Raw genomic sequence first — 26,117 nt, forward strand, 5'->3', positions numbered from 1 at the left:
CTTACAGACCGGGTTGTGAATTGCTGACGCCGGCATCACGAGCCGGCGTCGGTTTTTTCTGTGTTTCTTGTAGGTTTAGTGCACCAGCATGCCAGTGAACCAGTAGGCCTGGGCCAGGGTGATCAAGCCGACAATCGTTGCAAAGAATAGGCTGTGCTTGAGGGTGAAGCGGAACAGATCCGACTCCTTGCCCACCAGACCGGTCGCGGCGCAGGCCACGGCGATCGATTGTGGCGAGATCATCTTGCCGGTCACGCCGCCACTGGTGTTCGCCGCCACGAGCAAGGTGTCGTTGACGCCGATCTGGTGCGCAGTGGTTGCTTGCAACGAACTGAACAGGGCGTTGGACGAAGTATCCGAACCGGTGAGGAATACGCCCAGCCAGCCGAGGAATGGCGAGAAGAACGGGAACGCTGCGCCCGTACCGGCCAGCACCAGCGCCATGGTCGAAGACATGCCGGAGTAGTTGGTGACGAAGGCGAACGCCAGCACCATGCCGATCGACAGGATTGGCCAGCGCAGTTCGTAGAAGGTCTCTTTCAAAGTGGTCAGACCAGTTTTGAAATTGATCTTCAAGACCAGCATCGAGATCAGCGCGGAGAAGAAAATCGCCGTGCCGGTCGCGGAAATCGGATCGAGTTTGAACACCGCTGGAATGGCAGTCGGGACGGCTACGATCGGTGCGGTTTTGATCACTAATTGATCAAGGTGTGGGATCGCGAAGTTGAACACCCAGCTGTACATCGAACCGCCAGCGGCGAACATCGCCTTGAAAGGCTTCAGCGTCCAGATCGTTACCAGCACGGTGAGGATCAGGAACGGTGACCAGGCTTTGAAAATTTCCCCGAGGCTGTAAGGCGACGCCACGGTGGTGCGCTTCTGGCCGAAACCGCCGACGCTGGCGGTGATCGCTGCGCTCGACGTGGCGCCGGCGATTTGCGCGCCTGCGGTGCGTTTTGGCTGCCAGATTTTCAGGAACAGGGTCAGCGATATCAGGCTGGCCAGCGCCGAGGTGATGTCCGGCAGTTCTGGCCCAATGAAGTTCGAGGTGAAGTATTGGGTGATGGCGAAGCTCAGGCCCGCAACCAACGCCGCTGGCCAGGTTTCACGTACGCCGCGCAGGCCGTCCATCATGAACACCAGCCAGAACGGCACGAACAGCGACAGCAGCGGCAGTTGGCGACCGGTCATGGCGCCGATCTTGAACGCGTCGATACCGGTGACTTGGCCGGCGACGATGATCGGGATCCCCAGTGCACCGAACGCTACCGGTGCGGTGTTGGCGATCAGGCACAGGCCAGCGGCGTACAGGGGGTTGAAGCCCAGTCCGACCAGCAACGCGGCAGTAATCGCCACGGGTGCGCCGAAACCGGCGGCACCTTCCAGGAACGCTCCGAAGCAGAAACCGATCAGCAGCACTTGCAGGCGCTGGTCGTCAGTAATCGATAACACCGAGCTGCGAATGACCTCGAACTGACCACTTTTGACCGTCAGTTTGTAGAGGAACACCGCCGCGACAATGATCCATGCAATCGGCCACAGACCGTAGGCGAAACCATACCCGGCGGCGGCGAAGGCCATATCGACCGGCATCTGGAACGCGAAGATCGCCACGGCAATCGACAGGGCGAGGGTGATGCTCCCGGCCACATGGCCTTTGAGGCGGAACACCGCCAATGCGAGGAAAAAAAACACGATGGGGATGACGGCCGCGAGTGCGGACACGCCGAGACTGCCGAGCGGGCTGTAAAGCTGTTGCCAGGTTTGCATATGGGGTGGCCCCTAATTGTTGTTGGTCAGGCACTGTCAGCGTTCTTGGATAATTGGTAAGACCAATTTACAATCGCTGTTGGCTAGGGTAAAAGCCTTGGTGTCGGTGTGTCAATTTGTCGCCCTGAAACTTTTGTCGAACAAGCGGTGCAGATCGCATCTGATCTGGTTTGGGCAAGTGGTGTCTGGTAGGTGTCGGCAAGGCGCCGATAGGCCAGAATAGAGAGCCCGGCGAGCGGTCGGGATCGTGGAGAAATGAGTTATGGGGTTTGATCAGATACGTCAGCGCCGTTTGTCTGACGATATTGTCGAGCGACTTGAGGGGATGATCCTTGAGGGCACGCTGAAGTCCGGTGAGCGGTTGCCGGCGGAGCGCACGCTGGCAGAACAATTTGGCGTATCACGGCCTTCGCTGCGTGAAGCGATCCAGAAACTGGCGGCCAAAGGTCTGCTGGTCAGTCGTCAGGGCGGCGGCAACTATGTCGTGGAAAGCCTCGGCTCGACGTTCAGTGATCCGCTGCTGCAGTTGCTCGAAAGCAATCCTGAAGCACAGCGCGATCTACTGGAGTTTCGGCATACTTTGGAGGCATCGTGCGCCTATTACGCCGCATTGCGCGCCACCGATGTCGATCGTGAGCGGCTGACCGCCGCGTTTGAAGAGCTGCAGGACTGCTATTCGCGTCACGATGAAGTCAGTCGGGCGGAGGAGGGCGCGGCGGATGCGAAATTCCACCTGGCGATTGCCGAAGCCAGCCATAACGCGGTGTTGCTGCACACCATTCGTGGCTTGTTTGATCTGCTCAAGCGTAACGTCGTTACCAACATCGGCGGCATGTATAAGCAGCGCACGGAAACCCGCGACATGCTGATCACCCAGCATCGGGAATTGTATCTGGCGATTATTGAAGGTCGTGCGGAGCAGGCACGTGAGGTTTCCAGCCGACATATTTTGTATGTGCAGGAAGTGCTGGAAGAGGTGCGGCAGGAGGTTCAGCGCATGGCTCGAGCGGAGCGGCGCAAGGGGATGTAATTCTTTAAAGCAAAAGATCGCAGCCTGCGGCAGCTCCTACACAGGAATATGTATTTCCCTGTAGGAGTTGCCGCAGGCTGCGATCTTTGCTTTAAAGGGGGGGAAGACTAGTCTTCCTTGCCCTTGTTGCGCACGGCACGCTGCAGTTCGCGACCGGCGTCGCGCTCGCGCTCGGTATCACGCTTGTCGTATTCCTTCTTGCCCTTGCCCAGAGCAATTTCGCACTTGACCATGTGCTTGCTCCAGTACCAGGACAGGCAGACGCAGGCGTAACCCTTTTGCTGCACAGCGGCGGCGAGCTTTTCCAGCTCGCGGCGGTTGAGCAGCAATTTGCGTGTGCGCACCGGGTCAGCGATGACGTGGGTACTTGCGGTCATCAGAGGCGTGATGTGGCTGCCGAGCAACCATGCTTCGCCATCCTTGAGCAGAACGTAGCTGTCGACCAGCTGTAGCTTGCTTGCCCGCAGACTTTTTACTTCCCAGCCGGCCAGGACCAGACCAGCCTCGAACTTGTGCTCGATGAAGTAATCGTGTCGCGCCTTTTTGTTCTGCGCGATGGTCCCTGTTGGGTGTTTCTTCTGTTTAGCCATAGGGGCGGCATTATATGGAGATAAACCGCCGTCGGCTACGGTGATGCTGCGTGCTTGAGCAGGTTGAGTGAATCCCGGACAATGCGGCCTCTTTTTCTAACGCTTGGGCGTGATAAACGATGTCGACAGACAAGGTTTCTGTCCACGGCAGTTGGGCTAGCCGCTGGGTATTCATACTCGCCGCGACCGGTTCGGCCGTGGGACTGGGTAGTATCTGGAAGTTCCCCTACATGGTCGGGGTCTACGGCGGCGGCGCCTTTGTGCTGATGTTTCTGGCGTGCATCGCGCTGATCGGCATCCCGGTCATGCTCGCTGAAACCCTGATCGGCCGGCGCGCCCGGCAAAGTCCGGCGAACGCCTTGAAGGTGCTGGCACTGGAAGCCGGGCACTCGGGCAAATGGTCGTGGGGCGCATTTGCCGGGATGATCACGGCATTGTTGATCCTGTCTTTCTATAGTGTGGTCGGCGGCTGGTCGCTCGACTACATTGTCGATATGGGCCGCGGCGACTTCCAGGGCGCCACAGCCGATCAAGTCGGCGCTTATTTCGGCAATGTCATCTCCAATCCATGGCGTCTGACACTTTGGCATACGATTTTCATGCTGCTGTCGGCCTTCGTCATCGCCAAGGGCGTGGTCGCCGGGCTTGAGCGCAGCCTGCGCATCATGATGCCGCTGCTGTTCGTGATGATTCTGGTGTTGCTGGGTTACAGCATGACCACCGGGCATTTCATGGAAGGCGTGCATTTCATGTTCGACTTCCACCCGGAAAAAGTCCTCGACGGCTTGTTGCCGGCCATGGGGCACGCGTTCTTCTCGCTGAGCGTCGGTGTCGGTTCGATCATGATCTACGGTGCTTATATGCCGAAGAGCTCATCGTTGTCGGGCACCGTTGTCGGCGTGGCACTGCTCGATACCTTTGTTTCGCTGATCGCCGGTCTGGCCTTGTTCCCGATTGTATTTGCCGGAGGCCTGAACCCTAGCGAAGGGCCGGGGCTGATGTTCGTCAGTCTGCCATTTGCCTTTGGTAACGTGGCGTTCGGTCAGTTGATGGGCGTGGTGTTCTTTGTGCTGGTGGCGATTGCTGCCTGGAGCTCGGCGATCTCCCTTCTGGAACCGATGGTTGCCTACTTGGTTGAGCGCACAAAAGTCAGCCGCGCGTGGGTGACTTTCTGGCTTGCCTTCACTTGCTGGTTCGTCGGTCTGGGCACGGTGTTCTCCTTCAATATCTGGAAGGAAGCCAAATTTTTCGTGAACGAAGGCGGGATGTTCCATCTCTACCAATGGGGTGCGCAGAGCGGTCTGGACTTCTTTGGTGTGATCGATTTCTTCACCTCACGGATCATGCTGCCGCTCGGTGGCCTGTGTTTCGTGCTGTTTGCCGGATGGGTGATGGGGCGTGAAGCGGTACGCGACGAGTTGTCGATCCGCAATCCGCTACTGTTCGCCCTGTCTTTGTTCTTGATGCGCTACGTGGCGCCCATCGGCATTCTTGTAGTGTTTGCCGCTCAGCTCTGGAAGTAACGCTCACATGACGACACATATTCAACGATCGGCGTTGCTGCCGTACCCGGCGCAATTTCTCTATGACTTGGTCAACGACGTGGCGCGCTACCCGGAATTTCTGCCGTGGTGCTCCTCGGCGGAAGTGCTGGAAAGCTCGCCGGAGCATATGCGCGCCAGTGTTGGCGTAGCCAAGGGCGGGCTCAGTCAGCATTTCGTGACGCGTAATACGCTGGTGCCGGGGCAGTCGATTGAAATGAACCTGGAAGAAGGCCCGTTCAATCAGTTGCACGGCGTCTGGGTGTTCAAGGCTTTGAACGAGAAGGCCTGCAAGATCAGTCTGGATCTGTCGTTCGATTACGCCGGGCCGCTAGTGCGCGCGACGTTGGGGCCGCTGTTCAATCAGGCTGCGAATACGCTAGTGGACGCGTTCTGCCAGCGCGCCAAGCAGATGCATGGTTGAGCCGGTGATCGAGATAGAGGTGGTATACGCGGCCGTGGATCGTCAGGTATTGCGCTCATTCAGCGTCAATGAAGGCGCGACGGTGCGGGCTGCGGTGCTTGCATCGGGTATCGCTAGCGAGTTTCCCGAGTTGAATCTGGCGGAGTGCCCGCTGGGCATCTTTGGCAAAGTGGTTGCTGACCCGGACTTGCGGGTTATTCAGGCAGGGGAGCGCATCGAGATTTATCGCCCATTGCTTGCCGATCCGAAAGAGGTTCGACGCTTGCGAGCAGCCAAGGCTGCCGAAGCCAAGGCTCGAAACGCGTAAAAAGCCAAATTGCAGGCAATAAAAAACCCGGAATTTCCGGGTTTTTTATTGCCTCGCCAATTATTGCGGCGAGGTGTCCAGCGGCTCAGGTGTCGGAACCGGAACGGTTTCCACACCATCGACGTCCTTCTGGATCTGATCCAGCAAGGAACCTGGCTTGACCGGTTTTTCCGGTTCTGGCTTCTCGGCGTTTTCAGCAGGAGCAGACACGGTCGTGCCACTGTCCTTGCCGAGAATGGCTTCGTCACGGCTTACGCCCGGCATAAAGTCACCGGACAGGCTGACAAGCTGGTCGTTTGAGTTGAAAATAACGCTGATGCGTTCCTGTTGGCGTTCACCGCCACCCGGTTGCAGGCTGTACAGATAATCCCAGCGATCGGCATGGAACGTGTCGACAAGCAGAGGGTTACCCATGATAAACCGTACTTGCGGCCGGGTCATTCCCGGGCGTAACTGGTCTATCATGTCCTGCGTGACGACATTGCCCTGCTGGATGTCGATTTTGTAAACCCCGGGGAATGAACAACCGGCGAGTGCGAGCAGTCCCACAAAGGTGAAACTGGTTAGCAAGAGCTTGGTGTTTTGCATCGGTGGGCGACTTCCACTATCTTGGCTGGGACAACGTAAACGCCGATCATACCCGCATTAAGAGAAGCTGCGAAGCAGCATCGCGAGAAAGCTGACCATGGTTGAAAATAGCGAACTACGCAAAGCCGGCCTCAAAGTGACCCTGCCACGGGTCAAGATCCTGCAAATGCTCGACTCCACCGAGCAGCGTCACATGAGTGCCGAGGACGTCTACAAGGCGTTGATGGAAGCTGGCGAGGACGTCGGTCTGGCCACGGTTTACCGTGTTCTGACCCAGTTCGAAGCGGCTGGCCTCGTGGTCCGTCACAACTTCGACGGCGGCCATGCGGTATTCGAATTGGCCGACGGTGGTCACCACGACCATATGGTCAACGTGGAAACCGGTGAAGTCGTCGAATTCGTCAGCCCGGAAATCGAAAAGCTCCAGAAGGCAATTGCCGAGGAGCACGGTGTTGATCTGGTAGATCACAATCTGGTGCTGTACGTGCGCAAGAAAAAGTAAGCATGTCGCGCGAATTTCACATTCGCGAAACGAACGAAGGCGACCCAAGGGTCGCCTTCGTGCTTTCTGTCATTGCTAAACCTTGGCAGTGACCACCATTTTTTTCGCGTGGGCCAGGGATTCCTTGGTCAGATCGATGCCGCCGAGCATCCGTGCCACTTCTTCTATACGGTCATTCTTGCTCAGTTTGGAAACGGCAGTGTGCGTCGCCTCTTCACCGCGCACCTTGTGCACGAACAGATGCTGATGGCCTTGCGCGGCCACTTGCGGCAAGTGCGTGACAGTCAGTACCTGGCCGCGATCGCCGAGACGGCGCAACAGTTGGCCGACAATTTCTGCGGTCGGGCCACCGATGCCGACGTCCACTTCGTCGAATACCAGCGTCGGAACACGGGATGTCTGTGCGGTGATGACCTGAATCGCCAGGCTGATCCGTGACAGCTCACCGCCGGAAGCGACTTTCGCCAGCGCCTTCAGCGGCTGGCCCGGGTTGGCGCTGACCAGCAATTCGACCTGCTCCAGCCCGTTGGGCAATAACTCGTCGCTGCTGTTGGCCTTCAATTCGATGGTGAATCGTCCCCCCGGCATGCCCAGTCGCTGAATTTCCTGCTCAACAGCACTGGCGAGACTGCCGGCAGCCTGATGACGCAAATCGCTCAGTTCTCGGGCTTTCTCCTGATAGTGGCGGGCGTAGGAGGCCAGTTCTTCACCCAGGCGCTCAATGGATTCGTCATTGGCGTTGAGGGTTTCGATCTCATCCAGCAATTTCTGCTGCATTTCGCCGACTTCGGTGGGTTGAATCCGGTGTTTGCGCGCCAGGGTATAAATAGCGTCGAGACGTTCTTCCAGATATTGCAGGCGCGCCGGATCGGCATCGAAGTTATCGAGGAAGCGATTGAGTTCGCCAACGGCTTCTTCGACCTGAATCTGTGCGCTGGTGAGCAAACTGCTTGCTTCGCCCAATGCGCCAACGGAATTGTTCACGCTCGACAGGCGATTAAGGCTGGCGGTCAGTGCATTCAATACATTGCCGGAATCGCTTTCGCTGCATTGTTCGACCACTTGCCGACAAATGCCCAGCAAGGTTTCGGCGTTGGTCAGGTTTTTGTGTTCCTGCTCCAGTTGCTCCAGCTCGTTATCACCGAGGCCGAGGTTTTCCAGCTCTTCAAGCTGATAGCTGAGCAATTGATGGCGTGCGCGTTGTTCGTCGCCAGAATTGGAGAGGCGCTCCAGCTCCTGGCGAGTCTGGCGCCAGCGCTGGGCGGCGAGCTGAACCTGGCGGGCCAGGTCGGTAGCGCCGGCGTACTCGTCCAGCAAGCGGCGGTGAGTATCGGTTTTCAGCAGGGACTGGTGTTCATGCTGGCTGTGGATATCGATCAACAACTCGCCCAATGACTTGAGGTCGCCGAGCGGGCAGGGAGTGCCGTTGATGTAGCCGCGTGAACGACCTTCGGAGGTGATCACCCGGCGCAGAATGCACGGGCCGTCGGTCTCCAGGTCACGCTCTGCCAGCCATGCGCTGGCTTCAGGGATGTCCGCCAGATCGAAGGTCGCGAGGATGTCGGCCTTGTCGGCGCCGGGGCGCACCACGCCGCTGTCGGCGCGATCGCCGAGGGTCAGGCCCAGTGCGTCGAGCATGATCGACTTGCCGGCGCCGGTTTCACCCGTGATCACGCTCATCCCGCGATCAAGTTCGAGATCGAGATGTTCAACGATGGCGTAGTTATGTACGGACAGGTGCACCAGCATAAAGGCCGCTCCCAAGCTAAAGGTCTGGTTATTTATACAGTGTTTTGTTTCGCGCTGACAATGCCCTCCCTTAGCTCGATTTGCTTGAACCACAAATCTGCTTAGTGCATCGAGGAATGAGGATTCGGCACTTTTTTGTAGGGTTAATGTTTGAAGGCCCTTGAAGCCTGATTTTGCGGCCCCATATATCGGGGCAGAAGCGCGAGTCAGGCTCGCGGACGAAATTGAAAGGAGAATTCTATGGCTGACGAACAGACAGTAGATACGCAAAACCCAGAAGCCAATCAGGCGCCCGAAGGTTCGGGTGATGACCTGGCGACCCGTGTACAAGTGCTCGAAGAGCAATTGGCCGCCGCGCAGGATCAATCTCTGCGTGTTGCTGCTGATCTGCAGAACGTCCGTCGCCGTGCCGAGCAGGACGTCGAGAAGGCGCACAAGTTTGCCCTGGAAAAATTTGCCGGCGACCTGTTGCCGATCGTCGACAGCCTGGAGCGCGGCCTCGAGCTGTCGAACCCGGACGACGAAAGCATTCGTCCGATGCGCGAAGGCATCGAGCTGACGCTGAAAATGTTCCACGACACCCTCAAGCGTTATCAGCTGGAAGCGATCGATCCGCACGGCGAACCGTTCAACGCCGTTCAGCATCAAGCGATGGCCATGCAAGAAAGCGCCGACGTAGAACCGAACAGCGTTCTGAAGGTGTTCCAGAAGGGCTACCAGCTCAACGGTCGCCTGCTGCGTCCGGCCATGGTTGTGGTCAGCAAGGCGCCTGCGCCAATTTCGCCTTCGATTGACGAGAAGGCTTGAAATTAGCCGCAAGGCCCCCATTTAGAAGTCAAGCGTTTAAGTATTACCGCAGTCAGCCACCACTGCTGCGGCAAAAAAATCCAAAGTTTCGGGAGAGTTAACATGGGCAAAATTATCGGTATCGACCTGGGGACCACCAACTCCTGCGTCTCCGTGCTGGAAAACGGCAAAGCAAAAGTTATTGAAAACGCTGAAGGCGCGCGTACCACGCCGTCGATCATCGCTTACGCCAACGATGGCGAAATCCTGGTAGGTCAGTCGGCCAAGCGTCAGGCTGTGACCAACCCGCACAACACCCTGTACGCAGTAAAGCGTCTGATCGGTCGTCGTTTCGACGAAGAAGTTGTGCAGAAAGACATCCAGATGGTCCCTTACAAGATCGTCAAGGCTGACAACAACGACGCCTGGGTTGAAGTGAACGGCCAGAAAATGGCGCCGCCACAAATCTCGGCTGAAATCCTGAAAAAGATGAAGAAGACCGCCGAAGACTATCTCGGCGAGACCGTGACCGAAGCGGTGATCACCGTTCCGGCCTACTTCAACGACAGTCAGCGTCAGGCGACCAAAGACGCCGGCCGCATCGCGGGTCTGGACGTAAAGCGCATCATCAACGAACCGACCGCAGCTGCTCTGGCTTACGGTATGGACAAGGCTAAGGGCGATCACACCGTGATCGTTTATGACCTGGGTGGCGGTACTTTCGACGTTTCCGTGATCGAGATCGCTGAAGTTGATGGCGAGCACCAGTTCGAAGTTCTGGCCACCAACGGTGACACGTTCCTCGGCGGTGAAGACTTCGACATTCGTCTGATCGACTACCTCGTTGACGAATTCAAGAAAGAAAGCGGCATGAACCTCAAAGGTGACCCGCTGGCCATGCAGCGCCTGAAAGAAGCCGCTGAGAAAGCCAAGATCGAGCTGTCGTCCGCTCAGTCGACCGACGTCAACCTGCCGTACATCACTGCAGACGCGACCGGTCCTAAGCACCTGAACGTGAAGATCTCGCGTGCCAAGCTCGAAGCACTGGTTGAAGACCTGGTTCAGCGCACCATCGAACCTTGCCGCATCGCCATGAAAGACGCCGGTCTGGACGTTGGCGCGATCAACGACGTGATTCTGGTCGGTGGTCAGACCCGTATGCCGCTGGTACAGAAGCTGGTTACCGATTTCTTCGGTAAAGAAGCTCGTAAAGACGTTAACCCGGACGAAGCCGTTGCCATGGGTGCTGCGATTCAGGGCGCCGTTCTGGCTGGTGACGTGAAAGACGTTCTGCTGCTCGACGTTAGCCCGCTGACCCTGGGTATCGAAACCATGGGTGGCGTGATGACCGCGCTGATCGAGAAAAACACCACGATTCCTACCAAGAAATCGCAAGTGTTCTCGACTGCCGACGACAACCAGGGCGCTGTGACCATTCACGTGCTGCAGGGCGAGCGTAAGCAAGCCACTCAGAACAAGTCCCTGGGCAAGTTCGACCTGGCCGACATTCCACCTGCTCCACGTGGCGTGCCGCAGATCGAAGTGACCTTCGACATCGACGCTAACGGCATCCTGCACGTTGGTGCGAAAGACAAGGCTACCGGCAAGACCCAGTCGATCGTGATCAAGGCCAACTCCGGTCTGTCCGACGAAGAAATCGAGCGCATGGTGCGTGACGCCGAAGCCAACGCTGAGGAAGACCGCAAGTTCGAAGAGCTGGCCGCTGCCCGTAACCAGGGTGACGCACTGGTTCACTCGACGCGCAAAATGATTGCTGACGCGGGCGACAAAGTCACCGCCGAAGAGAAGACTGCGATCGAGGCTGCTGTGGTTGCTCTGGAAGCCGCTGTCAAAGGCGACGACAAGGCCGCTATCGAAGCCAAGGTGGAAGAGCTGTCGAAAGTCTCCGCTCCGGTTGCTCAGAAGATGTACGCCGAACAGGCGCAGCCAGCTGATGGCGCAGCCCCGCAAGGCGAATCGGCTGAGAAGGCTGACGACGTTGTCGATGCAGAGTTCGAAGAAGTCAAAGACCACAAGTAAGTTGTTGGTCGGCCGGTTGACTGCCTTTAGGCAGTGACTGGTAGGATGTCGCCGCGCGGGAGCTAGCTCCCGCGTTGGCGTATCTGGAATACGCGAATTTTTACAGCATGCGACAAGGTTCGGATGTTGGCGGTATGGCCGGGAATGCTCCTGCTTTTCGCGCCGCAAGTACCGCAAGAAACAAAGACCAGGATCGTTGAATTGACGTGAGTTGGGTCCGGGCCTGTATTGGGGCTCAACGAGTTTGGCCATCCTCAGGAGGGGTTTGCCGAACGTCCTCAAGAGTGCAGAAGACTTATGGCAAAGCGTGACTATTACGAAGTGTTGGGTGTTGAGCGCGGCTCAAGCGATGCGGACCTCAAGAAGGCTTACCGTCGTCTGGCGATGAAGCACCACCCGGACCGTAATCCCGATGACAAAGCGTCGGAAGAAATGTTCAAAGAGGCCAACGAGGCCTATGAAGTGCTGTCCGACTCGAGCAAGCGTGCGGCGTACGATCAGTACGGCCATGCCGGCGTCGACCCGAGCATGGGTGGCGGTGGCGCCGGTTTCGGCGGTCAGAACTTCTCGGACATCTTTGGTGATGTTTTCAGTGATTTCTTCGGTGGCGGTCGCGGTGGTTCCCGTGGCGGCGCTCAGCGTGGCAGCGACTTGCGCTACACCCTGGAGCTGAATCTGGAAGAAGCGGTGCGCGGCACGTCGGTGAATATCCGCGTTCCGACACTGGTCAACTGCAAGCCGTGCGATGGTTCCGGCGCTAAGAAAGGCTCGTCGCCATCGACCTGCCCGACCTGCGGCGGCATCGGTCAGGTGCGCATGCAGCAGGGCTTCTTCTCGGTGCAGCAAACCTGCCCGCGTTGCCATGGCCAGGGCAAGATCATTTCTGATCCGTGCGACTCCTGCCACGGTGACGGCCGTGTTGAAGAGTACAAAACCCTGTCGGTCAAAGTGCCGGCTGGCGTCGATACCGGTGACCGCATTCGCCTGTCCGGCGAAGGCGAAGCGGGTACGCAGGGCGGCCCGACGGGCGACCTGTATGTGGTTATCAATGTCCGCGAGCACGACATCTTCCAGCGCGATGGCAAGCATCTGTTCTGCGAAGTGCCGATCAGCTTCGTTGATGCGGCGCTGGGCGGCGAGCTGGAAATTCCGACCCTCGACGGTCGCGTCAAACTGAAAATCCCTGAAGGCACCCAGACCGGCAAGCAGTTCCGCGTACGCGGTAAAGGCGTGGCGCCGGTACGTGGCGGCGGTGCGGGCGATTTGATGTGCCGCGTTGCGGTGGAAACTCCGGTCAATCTGAATCGTCGTCAGCGCGAACTGCTGGAAGAATTCCGCAGCTCGCTGGCCGACGACAATAGCCACTCGCCGAAAACCACCGGTTGGTTCGACGGTGTGAAGCGCTTCTTCGGCGATCTGTAAGGAGTCGGCATGCGACGTATAGCTGTGATGGGCGCTGCTGGGCGCATGGGTAAGATTCTGGTCGAGGCCGTGCAGCAGCGCGCGCCGCTGACCGGTTTGACCGCCGCCGTGGTTCGTCCTGGCAGCACGCTGATCGGCGTCGATGCGGGGGAGCTGGCCTCGCTGGGGCGTATCGGTGTGCCGCTGTCCGGGCATATCGAAGCTGTGGCTGAAGAGTTCGATGTGTTGATCGACTTCACGCTGCCGGAAGTGATGCTGAAAAACCTCGCGTTCTGCCGCAAGGCCGGCAAGGCCATGGTCATTGGCACCACCGGGCTGGACGCGGCGCAGAAGCAGTTGCTGGCCGACGCGGGCAAAGATATTCCGATCGTGTTCGCGGCCAACTTCAGTGTCGGTGTCAATCTGTCGCTGAAACTGCTCGACATGGCGGCGCGCGTGCTGGGTGATGAGGCGGATATCGAAATCATCGAAGCCCATCACCGGCACAAGATCGATGCGCCGTCGGGTACGGCGTTGCGCATGGGTGAAGTGATTGCCAGTGCGCTTGATCGTGATTTACAGAAAGTCGCGGTGTACGGTCGTGAGGGTCATACCGGCGCTCGTGAGCGTGAAACCATCGGCTTCGCCACCGTGCGTGGTGGTGATGTGGTGGGTGATCACACCGTGTTGTTCGCCTGCGAAGGTGAGCGCCTGGAGATCACGCACAAGGCGTCTAGCCGTATGACGTTCGCCAAGGGCGCGGTGCGTGCCGCGCTGTGGCTGGATGGTCGCGAGCCGGGTCTGTACGACATGCAAGACGTGCTTGACCTGCGTTGATACACTGCTGAACCCGGCGCAAACGCCCTGTTTGCGCTGGTTTTTCTCCGCTCGGCGACGACCTGTCGCATTCTCCGGCCTTTTAGGCTCTTTAGCGGTGGACCAAAAAAGCCTTTTTCTGTAAGCTACAGCTTTAGTGTGTCCACTAAAAGCGCGCAGAATAATTCAGTGAAGAAGCGGGGTGACGTGTCCATACGTCACTCCGCTTTTTTACAACCTGCGATCGCCCTTTCATGCGTTATTTACGGGAGGTCTTCTTGACTAAGCCAGCCATACTTGCCCTTGCTGATGGCAGCATTTTTCGCGGCGAAGCCATTGGTGCCGACGGTCAAACCGTTGGTGAGGTGGTGTTCAACACCGCAATGACCGGCTATCAGGAAATCCTTACCGATCCTTCCTACGCCCAACAGATCGTTACCCTGACTTACCCGCACATCGGCAACACCGGCACCACGCCGGAAGATGCCGAGTCCGACCGCGTCTGGTCCGCTGGCCTGGTCATTCGTGACCTGCCGCTGGTAGCGAGCAACTGGCGTAACACGATGTCCCTGTCCGACTACCTGAAAGCCAACAACGTTGTGGCAATCGCCGGTATCGACACCCGTCGCCTGACCCGCATCCTGCGTGAAAAAGGCGCACAGAACGGCTGCATCATGGCCGGCGACAACATCTCCGAAGAAGCGGCCATCGCCGCTGCGCAAGGCTTCCCGGGCCTGAAAGGCATGGATCTGGCGAAAGTCGTCAGCACCAAGACTCAATACGAGTGGCGCTCGACTGTCTGGGATCTGAAAACCGACAGCCACGCGACCATCGACGCTTCCGAGCTGCCTTACCACGTGGTTGCCTACGACTACGGCGTCAAGGTCAACATCCTGCGCATGCTGGTTGAGCGCGGCTGCCGCGTCACCGTCGTACCTGCGCAGACGCCTGCCGCTGATGTGCTGGCACTGAAGCCGGACGGCGTGTTCCTGTCCAACGGCCCTGGTGATCCAGAGCCATGCGACTACGCGATCAAGGCGATCAAGGAAGTGCTGGAAACCGAAATTCCGGTATTCGGCATCTGCCTCGGTCACCAACTGCTGGCTCTGGCCTCCGGCGCCAAGACCCTGAAAATGGGCCACGGCCACCACGGTGCTAACCACCCGGTGCAGGATCTGGACACTGGCGTCGTGATGATCACCAGCCAGAACCACGGTTTTGCGGTAGACGAAGAAACCCTGCCAGCCAACGTGCGTGCGATCCACAAATCGCTGTTCGACGGCACCCTGCAAGGCATCGAGCGCACCGACAAGAGCGCGTTCAGCTTCCAGGGCCACCCTGAAGCGAGCCCGGGCCCGAACGATGTCGCGCCACTGTTCGACCGCTTCATCAACGAGATGGCCAAGCGACGCTAAGCGTTCGCCTTGAGACTGTAGAGAGAAGCCCTCGAGGGCGGCCCCGACACCGGCGGCCCCCTCGGGACTTCAGAAATCGATCAAGACGGCTTGCCGACTGACCTGCGGATTTGAGTGACAAACCCATGCCAAAACGTACAGACATTAAAAGCATCCTGATTCTCGGCGCTGGCCCGATCGTTATCGGCCAGGCCTGCGAATTCGACTACTCCGGCGCCCAGGCCTGTAAAGCCCTGCGCGAAGAGGGTTACCGCGTCATCCTGGTGAACTCCAACCCGGCCACCATCATGACCGACCCGGACATGGCGGACGCTACCTACATCGAGCCGATCAAGTGGCAGACCGTTGCCAAGATCATCGAAAAAGAACGCCCGGACGCGGTGCTGCCAACCATGGGCGGCCAGACTGCTCTGAACTGCGCCCTGGATCTGGAGCGCGAAGGCGTTCTGGAGAAGTTCGGCGTGGAAATGATCGGCGCCAACGCTGACACCATCGACAAGGCTGAAGACCGTTCGCGTTTCGACAAGGCGATGAAGTCCATCGGCCTGGCGTGCCCGCGTTCCGGTATCGCCCACAGCATGGAAGAAGCCAACGCGGTTCTCGAAACCCTGGGCTTCCCGTGCATCATCCGTCCGTCCTTCACCATGGGCGGCACCGGTGGCGGTATCGCGTACAACCGTGAAGAGTTCGAAGAAATCTGCGCCCGTGGTCTGGACCTGTCGCCGACCAAAGAGCTGCTGATCGACGAATCGCTGATCGGCTGGAAAGAATATGAAATGGAAGTTGTCCGCGACAAAAAGGACAACTGCATCATCGTCTGCTCGATCGAAAACTTCGACCCGATGGGCGTGCACACCGGTGACTCGATCACCGTGGCTCCAGCACAAACCCTGACCGACAAGGAATACCAGATCCTGCGTAACGCCTCCCTGGCGGTACTGCGCGAGATCGGCGTCGAGACTGGCGGTTCCAACGTTCAATTCGGTATCTGCCCGAACACTGGCCGTATGGTCGTGATCGAAATGAACCCGCGCGTATCGCGTTCCTCGGCACTGGCTTCGAAAGCCACCGGTTTCCCGATCGCCAAAGTCGCGGCCAAACTGGCTGTGGGTTATACCCTCGACGAACTGTCGAACGACATCACCGGCGGCAAGACCCCGGCGTCCTTCGAGCCGTCGATCGACTACGTCGTCACCAAGTTGCCACGCTTCGCCTTCGAGAAGTTCGCCAAGGCTGACGCACGCCTGACCACGCAAATGAAGTCGGTCGGTGAAGTCATGGCCATCGGCCGTACATTCCAGGAGTCCCTGCAGAAAGCTCTGCGCGGTCTGGAAGTCGGCGTTTGCGGTCTGGACGAGAAGCTCGACCTGAGCAACCCGGAAAGCATGAGCGTGCTCAAGCGCGAACTGACCGTGCCGGGCGCCGAGCGTATCTGGTACGTGGCAGACGCTTTCCGCGCTGGCCTGTCGGTCGAAGACATCTTCGGCATGAACATGATCGACCCGTGGTTCCTGGTGCAGATCGAAGATCTGATCAAGGAAGAAGAGAAGGTCAAGACCCTCGGTCTGTCCGCTATCGACCGCGACCTGATGTTCAAGCTCAAGCGTAAAGGCTTCTCCGATCAGCGTCTGGCCAAACTGTTGGGCGTGACCGAGAAGAACCTGCGCACTCATCGCCAGAAGCTGGAAGTGTTCCCGGTCTACAAGCGCGTTGACACCTGCGCCGCCGAGTTCGCCACTGACACCGCTTACCTCTACTCCACCTACGAGGAAGAGTGCGAAGCTGCGCCGTCGGGTCGCGACAAGATCATGATTCTGGGCGGTGGTCCGAACCGTATCGGCCAGGGCATCGAGTTCGACTACTGCTGCGTTCACGCTGCTCTCGCCCTGCGCGAAGACGGCTACGAAACCATCATGGTCAACTGCAACCCGGAAACCGTTTCCACCGACTACGACACTTCCGACCGTCTGTACTTCGAACCGGTAACTCTGGAAGACGTGCTGGAAATCTGCCGCGTCGAGAAGCCAAAAGGCGTGATCGTCCAGTACGGCGGTCAGACTCCGCTGAAACTGGCTCGTGCCCTGGAAGCCGCTGGCGTGCCGATCATCGGCACCAGCCCGGACGCCATCGACCGCGCTGAAGACCGTGAGCGTTTCCAGCAAATGGTTGAGCGCCTGAACCTGCGTCAGCCGCCAAACGCCACCGTGCGCAGCGAAGACGAAGCTGTTCGTGCTGCCGCGAAGATCGGTTATCCGCTGGTGGTGCGCCCGTCTTATGTACTGGGCGGCCGTGCGATGGAAATCGTTTACAAGGAAGACGAGCTCAAGCGTTACCTGCGTGACGCGGTGCAAGTGTCCAACGACAGCCCTGTGCTGCTCGACCACTTCCTCAACTGCGCCATCGAAATGGACGTGGATGCGGTCTGTGACGGCAAAGATGTGGTGATCGGCGCGATCATGCAGCACATCGAACAGGCTGGCGTTCACTCCGGTGACTCCGCGTGCTCGCTGCCGCCGTACTCGCTGCCGGCGCACATCCAGGACGAGATGCGCGAACAGGTCAAGAAAATGGCTCTGGAACTCGGCGTTGTCGGCCTGATGAACGTGCAGTTGGCGCTGCAAGGCGAAGACATCTACGTCATCGAAGTCAACCCGCGCGCTTCCCGTACCGTACCGTTCGTGTCGAAGTGTATCGGTGTCTCCCTGGCGATGATCGCTGCCCGCGTGATGGCCGGTAAGACCCTGAAAGAAATCGGCTTCACCAAAGAAATCATCCCGAACTTCTACAGCGTGAAAGAGGCGGTGTTCCCGTTCGCCAAGTTCCCTGGCGTTGACCCGATTCTCGGCCCAGAGATGAAGTCGACCGGTGAAGTGATGGGCGTCGGCGACACCTTCGGTGAAGCATTCGCCAAAGCCCAGATGGGCGCCAGCGAAGTGCTGCCGACCGGCGGCACTGCGTTCATCAGCGTGCGTGACGACGACAAGCCACTGGTTGCAGGCGTGGCCCGCGATCTGATCAACTTGGGCTTCGAAGTGGTAGCCACTGCCGGCACTGCCAAGCTGATCGAGGCCGCAGGTCTGAAAGTGCGCCGTGTGAACAAAGTGACCGAGGGTCGTCCGCACGTGGTCGACATGATCAAGAATGACGAAGTCACCCTGATCATCAACACCACTGAAGGTCGTCAGTCGATCGCTGATTCGTACTCCATTCGTCGTAATGCCTTGCAGCACAAGATTTACTGCACAACCACTATTGCTGCTGGCGAAGCTATCTGTGAAGCGCTGAAGTTCGGTCCTGAAAAAACCGTGCGCCGCTTGCAGGATCTACACGCAGGATTGAAGGCATGATCAAATACCCAATGACCGTCCAGGGCGCCAAAGCCCTGGAAGAAGAACACGCTCACCTGACCAAGGTCGTCCGTCCGAAGCTCAGCCAGGACATTGGTACGGCTCGCGAGTTGGGTGACTTGAAGGAAAACGCTGAATACCATGCTGCCCGCGAACAGCAAGGCATGGTCGAGGCGCGGATTCGTGATATCGAAGGCCGGATTCAGAATCAGGTCATCATCGATGTCACGACCATTCCGCATACTGGCAAAGTGATTTTCGGTACCACCGTCGAAATCGCCAACGTCGAGACTGACGAAAGCGTCACTTACCACATCGTGGGTGAGGATGAGGCTGACTTCAAACTTGGCAAGATTTCGGTCGGCTCGCCTTTGGCCCGTGCCTTGATTGGCAAGGAAGAGGGCGATGTGGTCGCCGTGAAAACGCCAAGCGGCGTGATCGAGTACGAGATTGTCGAAGTCCGTCACATCTGAAAAAGGGCGCCCGCTGCATGCGGGCGCCATGCTTTGGCAGCTGACCCAGATGCTTTGGGTTGGCGGTCTATGGCTGATTCATCTCGGTTTGCAGCCGGCGTTGGGCAAGATTGGCCTGGCACCGCTGCTGATCGATGAGGTGGCCAGTGCATTCGAAGTGCTGGTGGTGGGATTCGCCGCCGCATGCGTGATCTTTCAGGCGCTGGTGCTGGTTCAAGCTGAGGGTCTTGCCAGTCTATGGCGGGATTTTCGCGGGCAGGTGTTGCTGATGGCGTTGTATGCGTGTGCGATGTTTGTCGCAGTGCGTGTCGGCTGGCCGGATGCGCAGCGCTGGCAGGTCTTCAGTTATCTGGTTCTGGGCTTTTCCGGGCTGGTGCTGGTGATGCAGCCGGTGCCGGGATGGAGTGGCAGGGTGCGCGAAGCACACCCTTGACCCTTGTCATCACTTGAAGCGATGAACGTTCGACAGCTGCTTGTTGACGCTGAAGTTCTTGCGGTAAACCAGTGCCATCTTGCCGATGACCTGTACCAGGTCCGCTTTGCCGACCTTGCACAGTTCTGCGATATGCGCCAGGCGCGACTCGCGATCGAGGATGTTGAGCTTGATCTTGATCAGCTCGTGGTCCGCCAAAGCGCGTTCAAGTTCGGCTAAAACACCTTCAGTCAAACCGTTGTCAGCCACCGTCAAAACCGGTTTCAGGTGGTGGCCAATGGATTTGTACTGTTTCTTCTGCTCTGGAGTGAGCGGCATAATCTGACCCTTTCGTCTGGATTCTGTAAAATGGCGGCCATTTTACCCGAGGGCTCGTGGATCCGCCCAATTAATCACGACCCTAATCATCGAGGTGCCCAATGGCGCGTTCCAAGACAAGCCTTGGTTGGCTGAAACGACATGTCAACGATCCCTATGTGAAGCAAGCACAGAAGGATGGCTACCGCTCGCGTGCGAGTTACAAACTTCTGGAGATCCAGGAGAAATACAAGCTGATCCGTCCCGGTATGAGCGTTGTCGACCTGGGTGCGGCGCCCGGTGGCTGGTCGCAGGTGACTAGCCGGCTGATCGGTGGTCAGGGACGTCTGATCGCCTCGGACATCCTGGAAATGGACAGCATTCCGGACGTGACTTTCATTCAGGGCGATTTCACCGAGGACGAAGTGCTCGGGCGGATTCTAGAAGCCGTGGGTAATTCGCAGGTGGACCTTGTGATTTCCGATATGGCCCCCAATATGAGTGGTACGCCTGAAGTGGATATGCCCAAAGCCATGTTTCTTTGCGAGCTGGCGCTTGATCTGGCCGAACGGATCCTCAAGCCGGGCGGTAATTTCGTGATCAAGATTTTTCAGGGCGAAGGGTTTGATGTTTACCTGAAGGATGCTCGCAAGAAGTTCGACAAGATCCAGATGATCAAGCCGGACTCCTCTCGTGGCAGCTCCCGCGAGCAATACATGCTGGCTTGGGGTTATCGCGGGCGTAGCGAGTAAAACGAGGTTTTTTGGTGGGGTGATAGGTTTTTCGTATTTCGCTCCGCGTGCATAAGCGAATATTGTGTAGAAAGTGTTTCACAAAGGGTTACAGACGGCGCCTGCCAGAGTTGTAGGTAATGTAGTAAGTTAGGCCGGTGAATATCATGCGAAGCGCGCGCCAGTAGCGGAGCTTGCTTCAGAGGGTAGTTAATTGAACGATATGGCAAAGAATCTGATCCTGTGGTTGATCATCGCGGCTGTCCTGGTGACGGTGATGAACAACTTCTCCAGCCCTAACGAGCCGCAGACCCTCAACTATTCCGACTTCATCCAGCAGGTCAAGGATGGCAAGGTCGAGCGCGTAGCCGTTGATGGTTATGTGATTACCGGCAAGCGCAATGATGGCGATAGCTTCAAGACCATTCGTCCGGCAATCCAGGACAATGGCCTGATCGGCGACCTGGTCGACAACCACGTTGTGGTTGAAGGCAAGCAGCCTGAGCAGCAAAGTATCTGGACTCAGTTGCTGGTGGCCAGCTTCCCGATCCTGGTGATAATCGCGGTGTTCATGTTCTTCATGCGCCAGATGCAGGGCGGTGCCGGCGGCAAGGGCGGACCGATGAGCTTCGGCAAGAGCAAGGCGCGCCTGCTCTCCGAAGATCAGGTGAAAACCACATTGGCTGACGTTGCCGGTTGCGACGAAGCCAAGGAAGAAGTCGGCGAGCTGGTTGAATTCCTCCGTGACCCGGGCAAGTTCCAGCGCTTGGGCGGTCGTATTCCTCGCGGTGTGCTGATGGTCGGTCCTCCTGGTACCGGTAAAACCTTGCTGGCCAAGGCGATTGCTGGTGAAGCCAAGGTTCCGTTCTTCACCATTTCCGGTTCTGACTTCGTCGAGATGTTCGTCGGTGTCGGTGCCAGCCGTGTTCGCGACATGTTCGAGCAGGCCAAGAAGCATGCTCCTTGCATCATCTTTATCGACGAAATCGACGCCGTCGGTCGCCATCGTGGCGCCGGCATGGGTGGCGGTCACGATGAGCGTGAGCAGACCCTCAACCAGTTGCTGGTTGAGATGGACGGCTTCGAAATGAACGATGGCATCATTGTTATCGCTGCAACCAACCGCCCAGACGTCCTCGACCCAGCGCTGCTGCGTCCGGGCCGTTTCGACCGTCAGGTTGTCGTTGGTCTGCCAGATATCCGTGGTCGTGAGCAAATCCTCAAAGTACACATGCGCAAAGTGCCAATGGGTGACGACGTCGCTCCGGCCGTTATCGCGCGTGGTACTCCGGGCTTCTCCGGTGCTGACCTGGCTAACCTGGTCAACGAAGCGTCTTTGTTCGCTGCACGTAGCGGCAAGCGCATCGTCGAAATGAAAGAGTTCGAACTGGCCAAAGACAAGATCATGATGGGCGCCGAGCGCAAATCCATGGTCATGTCCGAGAAAGAGAAGCAGAACACCGCTTATCACGAAGCTGGCCACGCCATTGTCGGTCGCGTCGTGCCTGAGCATGATCCGGTCTACAAGGTGTCGATCATTCCACGTGGTCGTGCGCTGGGTGTGACCATGTTCCTACCGGAAGAAGATCGTTACAGTCTGTCCAAGCGTGCGCTGATCAGCCAGATCTGCTCGCTGTACGGTGGCCGTATCGCTGAGGAAATGACCCTCGGTTTCGACGGTGTGACCACCGGCGCTTCCAACGATATTATGCGTGCTAGTCAGATTGCGCGGAACATGGTCACCAAGTGGGGCCTGTCGGAAAAACTCGGTCCGTTGATGTACGCCGAAGAAGAGGGTGAAGTGTTCCTCGGTCGCGGCGGTGGCGGTCAAGCTGCCAGCTTCTCCGGTGAGACAGCCAAGCTGATCGACTCCGAAGTGCGCAGCATCATTGATCAGTGCTACGGCACGGCCAAACAGATTCTGACGGACAACCGTGACAAGCTTGATGCCATGGCTGATGCGTTGATGAAGTATGAAACGATCGATGCTGAACAGATCGACGACATCATGGCGGGTCGTACACCACGCGAGCCACGTGACTGGTCGGGGGGCACTGGTACACCACCACCTCCGGTGGTTCATGACGAGCGTCCGGAAACACCGATTGGCGGTCCGGCTGCTGACGTTTAAGGTTTGAAATGACTTCTGTACAGTCCCTGACCTGGTTGCCTTGCGGCAACCGGGTTCTTGATTTGGCCCAGACGCATGTCATGGGTATTCTCAATGTCACCCCTGATTCTTTCTCCGACGGCGGCCAATACAGCCAGCTCGATGCGGCTTTGCGCCACGCCGAGGCTATGGTTGCAGCGGGTGCGACGCTGATTGATGTCGGTGGCGAGTCCACTCGCCCAGGCGCGCGCGCAGTGTCACCGCTCGAAGAGCTTGAGCGTGTGGCGCCGATCGTCGAGCTGATCAATCGCGAGTTGGATGTGATCATTTCGGTGGACACTTCTACGCCAGCCGTTATGCGCGAAACCGCACGATTGGGTGCCGGGTTGATCAACGATGTGCGGTCACTGCGGCGCGATGGCGCGCTGGATGCGGCGGCGGCTACGGGTTTGCCAGTGTGTCTCATGCATATGCTCGGTGAGCCTGGAGACATGCAGGACAATCCGCAGTATCAGGATGTCACGCGCGAAGTCGGTGATTTTCTAGCCGAGCGCATGGCGCAATGTGCGGCGGCCGGTATTCCTGAGGAGCGGATCATTCTTGACCCGGGTTTCGGTTTCGCCAAAACCCTGCAGCACAACCTAAGCTTGTTCAAGCACATGGAAGCCCTCCATGCCCTGGGCAGGCCTTTGCTTGTCGGTGTTTCCCGAAAAAGCATGATCGGGCAGGCCTTGAATCGTCCTGTCGGCGAGCGGCTGCATGGTGGTCTGGCACTGGCGGCGCTGGCATCGGTGAAGGGGGCGCGTATATTGCGCGTCCATGATGTAGCGGAAACGGTAGACGTGGTGCGCATGATCGCAGCCGTGGAATCAGCCGAATAAGAATGATGGAGCACTTATGAGCAAGAAATACTTTGGTACTGACGGCATTCGTGGTCGAGTCGGTGAATACCCGATTACTCCTGACTTCATGCTCAAGCTCGGCTGGGCTGCCGGCATGGCGTTCCGCAAAATGGGCGCTTGCAAGGTGCTGGTCGGCAAGGACACGCGGATTTCCGGTTATATGTTCGAGTCGGCACTTGAGGCTGGTCTGACATCGGCGGGGGCCGATGTGATGTTGCTGGGTCCTATGCCGACGCCGGCCATTGCCTATCTGTCGCGCACGTTTCAGGCTGAGGCCGGTATCGTGATCAGTGCCTCGCACAATCCGCATGACGATAACGGCATCAAGTTTTTCTCCGGTAAGGGCACCAAGCTGCCAGATGAGCTGGAGTTGATGATCGAGGAGTTGCTCGATACCCCGATGACTGTGGTCGAGTCGAGCAAGATCGGCAAAGTGTCGCGAATCAACGATGCATCAGGTCGCTACATTGAATTCTGCAAGAGCAGTGTGCCAACCGGGACCAGTTTTTCCGGTCTCAAGATCGTTATCGACTGTGCGCACGGTGCGACCTATAAGGTGGCTCCGAGTGTCTTCCGCGAGTTGGGGGCAGAAGTCGTTGTGCTGTCAGCGCAGCCAAACGGTCTGAATATCAATGAAAACTGCGGCTCGACCCATATGGGTCAGTTGCAGGCTGCGGTGCTCGCCGAGCATGCCGACCTGGGTATCGCTTTCGATGGTGATGGTGATCGGGTGCTGATGGTCGATCACACTGGCGCCATCGTCGATGGTGACGAATTGCTGTTTATCATCGCTCGTGATCTGCATGAGCGGGGTAAATTGCAGGGCGGCGTTGTTGGTACCCTGATGAGTAATCTGGGGCTGGAACTCGCGCTGGCGGATCTTTCGATTCCTTTCATTCGTGCCAATGTGGGTGACCGCTACGTGATAGCCGAGTTGCTTGAACGCAACTGGCTGGTCGGCGGAGAAAACTCGGGGCATATCGTTTGCTTCAATCACACCACGACCGGTGATGCGATCATCGCTGCGTTGCAGGTGCTGATGGCGCTGAAGACCCGTAATGAAGGTTTGGCGCAAACCCGCCAGGCATTGCGCAAGTGCCCTCAGGTACTGATCAATGTGCGTTTTGGTGGTGGCGAAAGTCCGCTGGAACACCCGGCTGTCAAGGAGGCCAGTGCGCGCGTCACCCAGGCAATGGCGGGGCGCGGGCGCGTGCTTTTGCGCAAGTCCGGGACAGAGCCTCTGGTGCGCGTAATGGTCGAAGGCGAGGACGAAACCCAGGTTCGCAACTACGCCGAAGAGCTGGCAAAACTGGTAACTGAAGTTTCTGCCTGATACGGCTTGCAAGCCATGATTGTGTTGGGTAACATCTGCGCCCACTTTGACCGACGAGGTACAGCATGCGTCGCCCTATGGTAGCTGGTAACTGGAAGATGCACGGTACCCGCGCCAGCGTCGCTGAGCTGATCAACGGCCTTCGTCATCTGGCCTTGCCAAGCGGTGTTGATGTCGCGGTATTCCCGCCTTGCTTGTATATCAATCAAGTGATTGATGGCTTGAAAGGCAAATCGATTTCGGTCGGTGCGCAGAATTCTGCGGTGGAATCCATGCAAGGTGCATTGACCGGTGAGATTGCGCCGAGTCAGTTGGTGGATGCAGGTTGTTCCCTTGTGCTTGTCGGGCACTCCGAACGCCGCCAGATAATGGGCGAGCGAGACGGGATGCTGAATCGCAAGTTCGCAGCGGCACAGGCATGTGGCTTGATTCCGGTGTTGTGTATAGGGGAAACCCTGGAGCAACGCGAAGCTGGAAAAACTCTTGAGGTTGTCGGGCGTCAGCTGGGCAGCATCATCGAGGAGCTGGGTGTAGGTGCCTTTGCCAAGGCAGTCATTGCTTACGAGCCGGTCTGGGCTATTGGTACCGGACTGACTGCTACGCCGCAGCAAGCTCAGGATGTGCATAAAGCCATCCGCGAGCAGCTGGCGGCAGAGAATTCTGAAGTCGCACGAGGTGTGCGGCTTCTATACGGCGGCAGCGTGAAGGCGGCCAATGCGGTCGAACTGTTCGGCATGCCGGATATCGATGGGGGGCTCATTGGTGGAGCTTCCCTGAATGCAGATGAGTTCGGTGCGATCTGTCGCGCCGCGGGAAACTGAAAAAATGCTGGAAACAGTCGTAGTCGTTTTTCATCTGCTGGGTGCATTGGGCGTAGTTGCTCTGGTTTTGCTGCAGCAGGGTAAGGGTGCGGACGCTGGCGCGTCTTTCGGAGCAGGTGCTTCAAATACTGTGTTCGGAAGCCAAGGTTCCTCTACCTTTCTTAGTAAGTTTACTGCTATACTTGCCGCCGGTTTCTTCATAACCAGCTTGGGGTTAGGATACTTTGCTAAAGAGAAGGCTCATCAGCTGACTCAAGCAGGTTTGCCAGATCCAGCAGTGTTGGAAGTGCCTAAGCAGCAACAACCGGCTTCTGATGATGTCCCGGTGCTTCAAGAGCAAAAGTCGGCTACTCCAGCGACTGACGTACCTCCAGCTCAAGAGCAGAAGTAAGAAGGGTTTCAAACGTAGTTTTGCCGAGGTGGTGGAATTGGTAGACACGCAACCTTGAGGTGGTTGTGCCCATAGGGTGTAGGGGTTCGAGTCCCCTTCTCGGTACCAATTAGTCAGGAGAGCCCGCTGTTGCGGGCTTTCTTGCAGGTGGAAGGTTACATTGACCCTATAAGGGATCGGTCGTATACTTCCGCCCCAGCTTTGTCGCGGGGTGGAGCAGTCTGGTAGCTCGTCGGGCTCATAACCCGAAGGTCGTCGGTTCAAATCCGGCCCCCGCAACCAGTTTAAGGAGCCCCTTTTAAGGGGCTTTTTGTTAGCTG

At 57.8% G+C, this 26,117-nt stretch carries 24 protein-coding genes and 2 tRNA genes; 21 read left to right on the plus strand and 5 right to left on the minus strand.

Annotation, left to right across the window (positions count from 1 at the left end; genetic code table 11):
- Nucleotides 1–75 precede the first annotated feature (75 nt).
- On the minus strand, nucleotides 76–1,770 hold the full coding sequence (locus tag J0G10_RS04990; RefSeq protein WP_095049703.1) for a lactate permease LctP family transporter: 1,695 nt from the start codon (nucleotides 1,768–1,770) through the stop codon (nucleotides 76–78).
- 262 nt (nucleotides 1,771–2,032) lie between these two features.
- Between J0G10_RS04990 and J0G10_RS04995 the strand changes: the two genes are divergently transcribed.
- The gene (locus J0G10_RS04995) at nucleotides 2,033–2,800 is read left to right on the plus strand and encodes an FCD domain-containing protein (RefSeq protein WP_007915207.1); all 768 of its coding nucleotides are present in this window, start codon (nucleotides 2,033–2,035) and stop codon (nucleotides 2,798–2,800) included.
- Between the two features lie 107 nt (nucleotides 2,801–2,907).
- On the opposite strand, the gene smpB is transcribed toward J0G10_RS04995, so the two are convergent.
- A complete protein-coding gene (smpB, locus tag J0G10_RS05000; RefSeq protein ID WP_007915208.1) occupies nucleotides 2,908–3,390 on the minus strand; it encodes an SsrA-binding protein SmpB in 483 nt (160 codons plus the stop codon).
- A gap of 119 nt (nucleotides 3,391–3,509) precedes the next feature.
- Here smpB and J0G10_RS05005 point away from each other — a divergent pair, with 119 nt between their 5' ends.
- From J0G10_RS05005 to J0G10_RS05015, 3 genes are read left to right on the plus strand one after another with little or no spacing between them, the layout of a single operon-like run.
- Nucleotides 3,510–4,913 (plus strand): sodium-dependent transporter, encoded by a 1,404-nt coding sequence (locus J0G10_RS05005; RefSeq protein ID WP_093435729.1) that lies wholly within the window; start codon nucleotides 3,510–3,512, stop codon nucleotides 4,911–4,913.
- A 7-nt stretch (nucleotides 4,914–4,920) separates the two neighbouring features.
- Nucleotides 4,921–5,355: a type II toxin-antitoxin system RatA family toxin gene (locus J0G10_RS05010; RefSeq protein ID WP_003221509.1), complete on the plus strand. Its 435-nt coding sequence runs from the start codon at nucleotides 4,921–4,923 to the stop codon at nucleotides 5,353–5,355.
- Nucleotides 5,348–5,662, plus strand: a complete 315-nt coding sequence (locus J0G10_RS05015) for an RnfH family protein (RefSeq protein WP_220557713.1) — start codon at nucleotides 5,348–5,350, stop codon at nucleotides 5,660–5,662. Before J0G10_RS05010 ends, J0G10_RS05015 begins: the two co-directional genes overlap by 8 nt.
- Before the next feature lie 60 nt (nucleotides 5,663–5,722).
- Here J0G10_RS05015 and J0G10_RS05020 read toward each other — a convergent pair whose 3' ends face one another.
- Nucleotides 5,723–6,250 carry an outer membrane protein assembly factor BamE gene (locus tag J0G10_RS05020; protein ID WP_095049705.1) on the minus strand — a complete coding sequence of 176 codons (528 nt, stop codon included), beginning with the start codon at nucleotides 6,248–6,250 and terminating at the stop codon, nucleotides 5,723–5,725.
- A 97-nt stretch (nucleotides 6,251–6,347) separates the two neighbouring features.
- On the opposite strand from J0G10_RS05020, the gene fur reads away from it, so the two are divergent.
- Entirely contained in the window at nucleotides 6,348–6,752 is a 405-nt protein-coding gene (gene fur / locus J0G10_RS05025; RefSeq protein WP_003221515.1) for a ferric iron uptake transcriptional regulator, read from the plus strand.
- Nucleotides 6,753–6,827: 75 nt separating this feature from the next.
- Here the strand turns inward: fur and recN are convergent, their stop codons facing one another.
- Complete coding sequence (gene recN / locus J0G10_RS05030; protein ID WP_007915217.1) at nucleotides 6,828–8,501, minus strand: DNA repair protein RecN; 1,674 nt, start codon at nucleotides 8,499–8,501, stop codon at nucleotides 6,828–6,830.
- A gap of 240 nt (nucleotides 8,502–8,741) precedes the next feature.
- On the opposite strand from recN, the gene grpE reads away from it, so the two are divergent.
- The 8 genes from grpE (at nucleotide 8,742) to J0G10_RS05070 (ending at nucleotide 19,212) form a co-directional block, all read left to right on the plus strand.
- Nucleotides 8,742–9,308, plus strand: coding sequence for a nucleotide exchange factor GrpE (gene grpE, locus J0G10_RS05035; RefSeq protein WP_007915219.1), 567 nt, complete (start codon nucleotides 8,742–8,744; stop codon nucleotides 9,306–9,308).
- Nucleotides 9,309–9,410: 102 nt separating this feature from the next.
- Complete coding sequence (dnaK, locus tag J0G10_RS05040) at nucleotides 9,411–11,327, plus strand: molecular chaperone DnaK (protein ID WP_007915221.1); 1,917 nt, start codon at nucleotides 9,411–9,413, stop codon at nucleotides 11,325–11,327.
- 297 nt (nucleotides 11,328–11,624) lie between these two features.
- Nucleotides 11,625–12,749 carry a molecular chaperone DnaJ gene (gene dnaJ / locus J0G10_RS05045; protein ID WP_016986506.1) on the plus strand — a complete coding sequence of 375 codons (1,125 nt, stop codon included), beginning with the start codon at nucleotides 11,625–11,627 and terminating at the stop codon, nucleotides 12,747–12,749.
- A gap of 9 nt (nucleotides 12,750–12,758) precedes the next feature.
- Nucleotides 12,759–13,565: a 4-hydroxy-tetrahydrodipicolinate reductase gene (gene dapB, locus J0G10_RS05050; protein WP_095049709.1), complete on the plus strand. Its 807-nt coding sequence runs from the start codon at nucleotides 12,759–12,761 to the stop codon at nucleotides 13,563–13,565.
- Between the two features lie 257 nt (nucleotides 13,566–13,822).
- A complete protein-coding gene (gene carA / locus J0G10_RS05055) occupies nucleotides 13,823–14,959 on the plus strand; it encodes a glutamine-hydrolyzing carbamoyl-phosphate synthase small subunit (RefSeq protein ID WP_007915228.1) in 1,137 nt (378 codons plus the stop codon).
- Nucleotides 14,960–15,084: 125 nt separating this feature from the next.
- Nucleotides 15,085–18,306: a carbamoyl-phosphate synthase large subunit gene (gene carB, locus J0G10_RS05060; protein ID WP_007915231.1), complete on the plus strand. Its 3,222-nt coding sequence runs from the start codon at nucleotides 15,085–15,087 to the stop codon at nucleotides 18,304–18,306.
- Nucleotides 18,303–18,779: a transcription elongation factor GreA gene (gene greA, locus J0G10_RS05065; protein WP_003221530.1), complete on the plus strand. Its 477-nt coding sequence runs from the start codon at nucleotides 18,303–18,305 to the stop codon at nucleotides 18,777–18,779. Before carB ends, greA begins: the two co-directional genes overlap by 4 nt.
- Before the next feature lie 28 nt (nucleotides 18,780–18,807).
- Complete coding sequence (locus J0G10_RS05070) at nucleotides 18,808–19,212, plus strand: MFS transporter (RefSeq protein WP_095049710.1); 405 nt, start codon at nucleotides 18,808–18,810, stop codon at nucleotides 19,210–19,212.
- 9 nt (nucleotides 19,213–19,221) lie between these two features.
- Here J0G10_RS05070 and J0G10_RS05075 read toward each other — a convergent pair whose 3' ends face one another.
- A complete protein-coding gene (locus tag J0G10_RS05075; protein ID WP_003221534.1) occupies nucleotides 19,222–19,530 on the minus strand; it encodes a YhbY family RNA-binding protein in 309 nt (102 codons plus the stop codon).
- 101 nt (nucleotides 19,531–19,631) lie between these two features.
- Between J0G10_RS05075 and rlmE the strand changes: the two genes are divergently transcribed.
- From rlmE to J0G10_RS05115, 8 genes are all read left to right on the plus strand, one after another.
- Nucleotides 19,632–20,261 (plus strand): 23S rRNA (uridine(2552)-2'-O)-methyltransferase RlmE, encoded by a 630-nt coding sequence (rlmE, locus tag J0G10_RS05080; RefSeq protein ID WP_007915237.1) that lies wholly within the window; start codon nucleotides 19,632–19,634, stop codon nucleotides 20,259–20,261.
- Between the two features lie 202 nt (nucleotides 20,262–20,463).
- Nucleotides 20,464–22,371: an ATP-dependent zinc metalloprotease FtsH gene (gene ftsH / locus J0G10_RS05085; protein ID WP_095049711.1), complete on the plus strand. Its 1,908-nt coding sequence runs from the start codon at nucleotides 20,464–20,466 to the stop codon at nucleotides 22,369–22,371.
- A gap of 8 nt (nucleotides 22,372–22,379) precedes the next feature.
- Nucleotides 22,380–23,231 (plus strand): dihydropteroate synthase, encoded by an 852-nt coding sequence (folP, locus tag J0G10_RS05090; protein ID WP_220557715.1) that lies wholly within the window; start codon nucleotides 22,380–22,382, stop codon nucleotides 23,229–23,231.
- Nucleotides 23,232–23,247: 16 nt separating this feature from the next.
- Nucleotides 23,248–24,585, plus strand: a complete 1,338-nt coding sequence (gene glmM / locus J0G10_RS05095; RefSeq protein WP_064119464.1) for a phosphoglucosamine mutase — start codon at nucleotides 23,248–23,250, stop codon at nucleotides 24,583–24,585.
- A gap of 65 nt (nucleotides 24,586–24,650) precedes the next feature.
- The gene (tpiA, locus tag J0G10_RS05100) at nucleotides 24,651–25,406 is read left to right on the plus strand and encodes a triose-phosphate isomerase (RefSeq protein WP_016986498.1); all 756 of its coding nucleotides are present in this window, start codon (nucleotides 24,651–24,653) and stop codon (nucleotides 25,404–25,406) included.
- A gap of 4 nt (nucleotides 25,407–25,410) precedes the next feature.
- Nucleotides 25,411–25,797 carry a preprotein translocase subunit SecG gene (gene secG / locus J0G10_RS05105; protein WP_027610782.1) on the plus strand — a complete coding sequence of 129 codons (387 nt, stop codon included), beginning with the start codon at nucleotides 25,411–25,413 and terminating at the stop codon, nucleotides 25,795–25,797.
- Nucleotides 25,798–25,819: 22 nt separating this feature from the next.
- Nucleotides 25,820–25,905, plus strand: a tRNA-Leu gene (locus tag J0G10_RS05110).
- Between the two features lie 97 nt (nucleotides 25,906–26,002).
- Nucleotides 26,003–26,079: transfer RNA gene (locus J0G10_RS05115), tRNA-Met, on the plus strand.
- Nucleotides 26,080–26,117 lie beyond the last annotated feature (38 nt).

Source organism: Pseudomonas germanica (assembly GCF_019614655.1).
Lineage (GTDB): Bacteria > Pseudomonadota > Gammaproteobacteria > Pseudomonadales > Pseudomonadaceae > Aquipseudomonas > Aquipseudomonas neuropathica.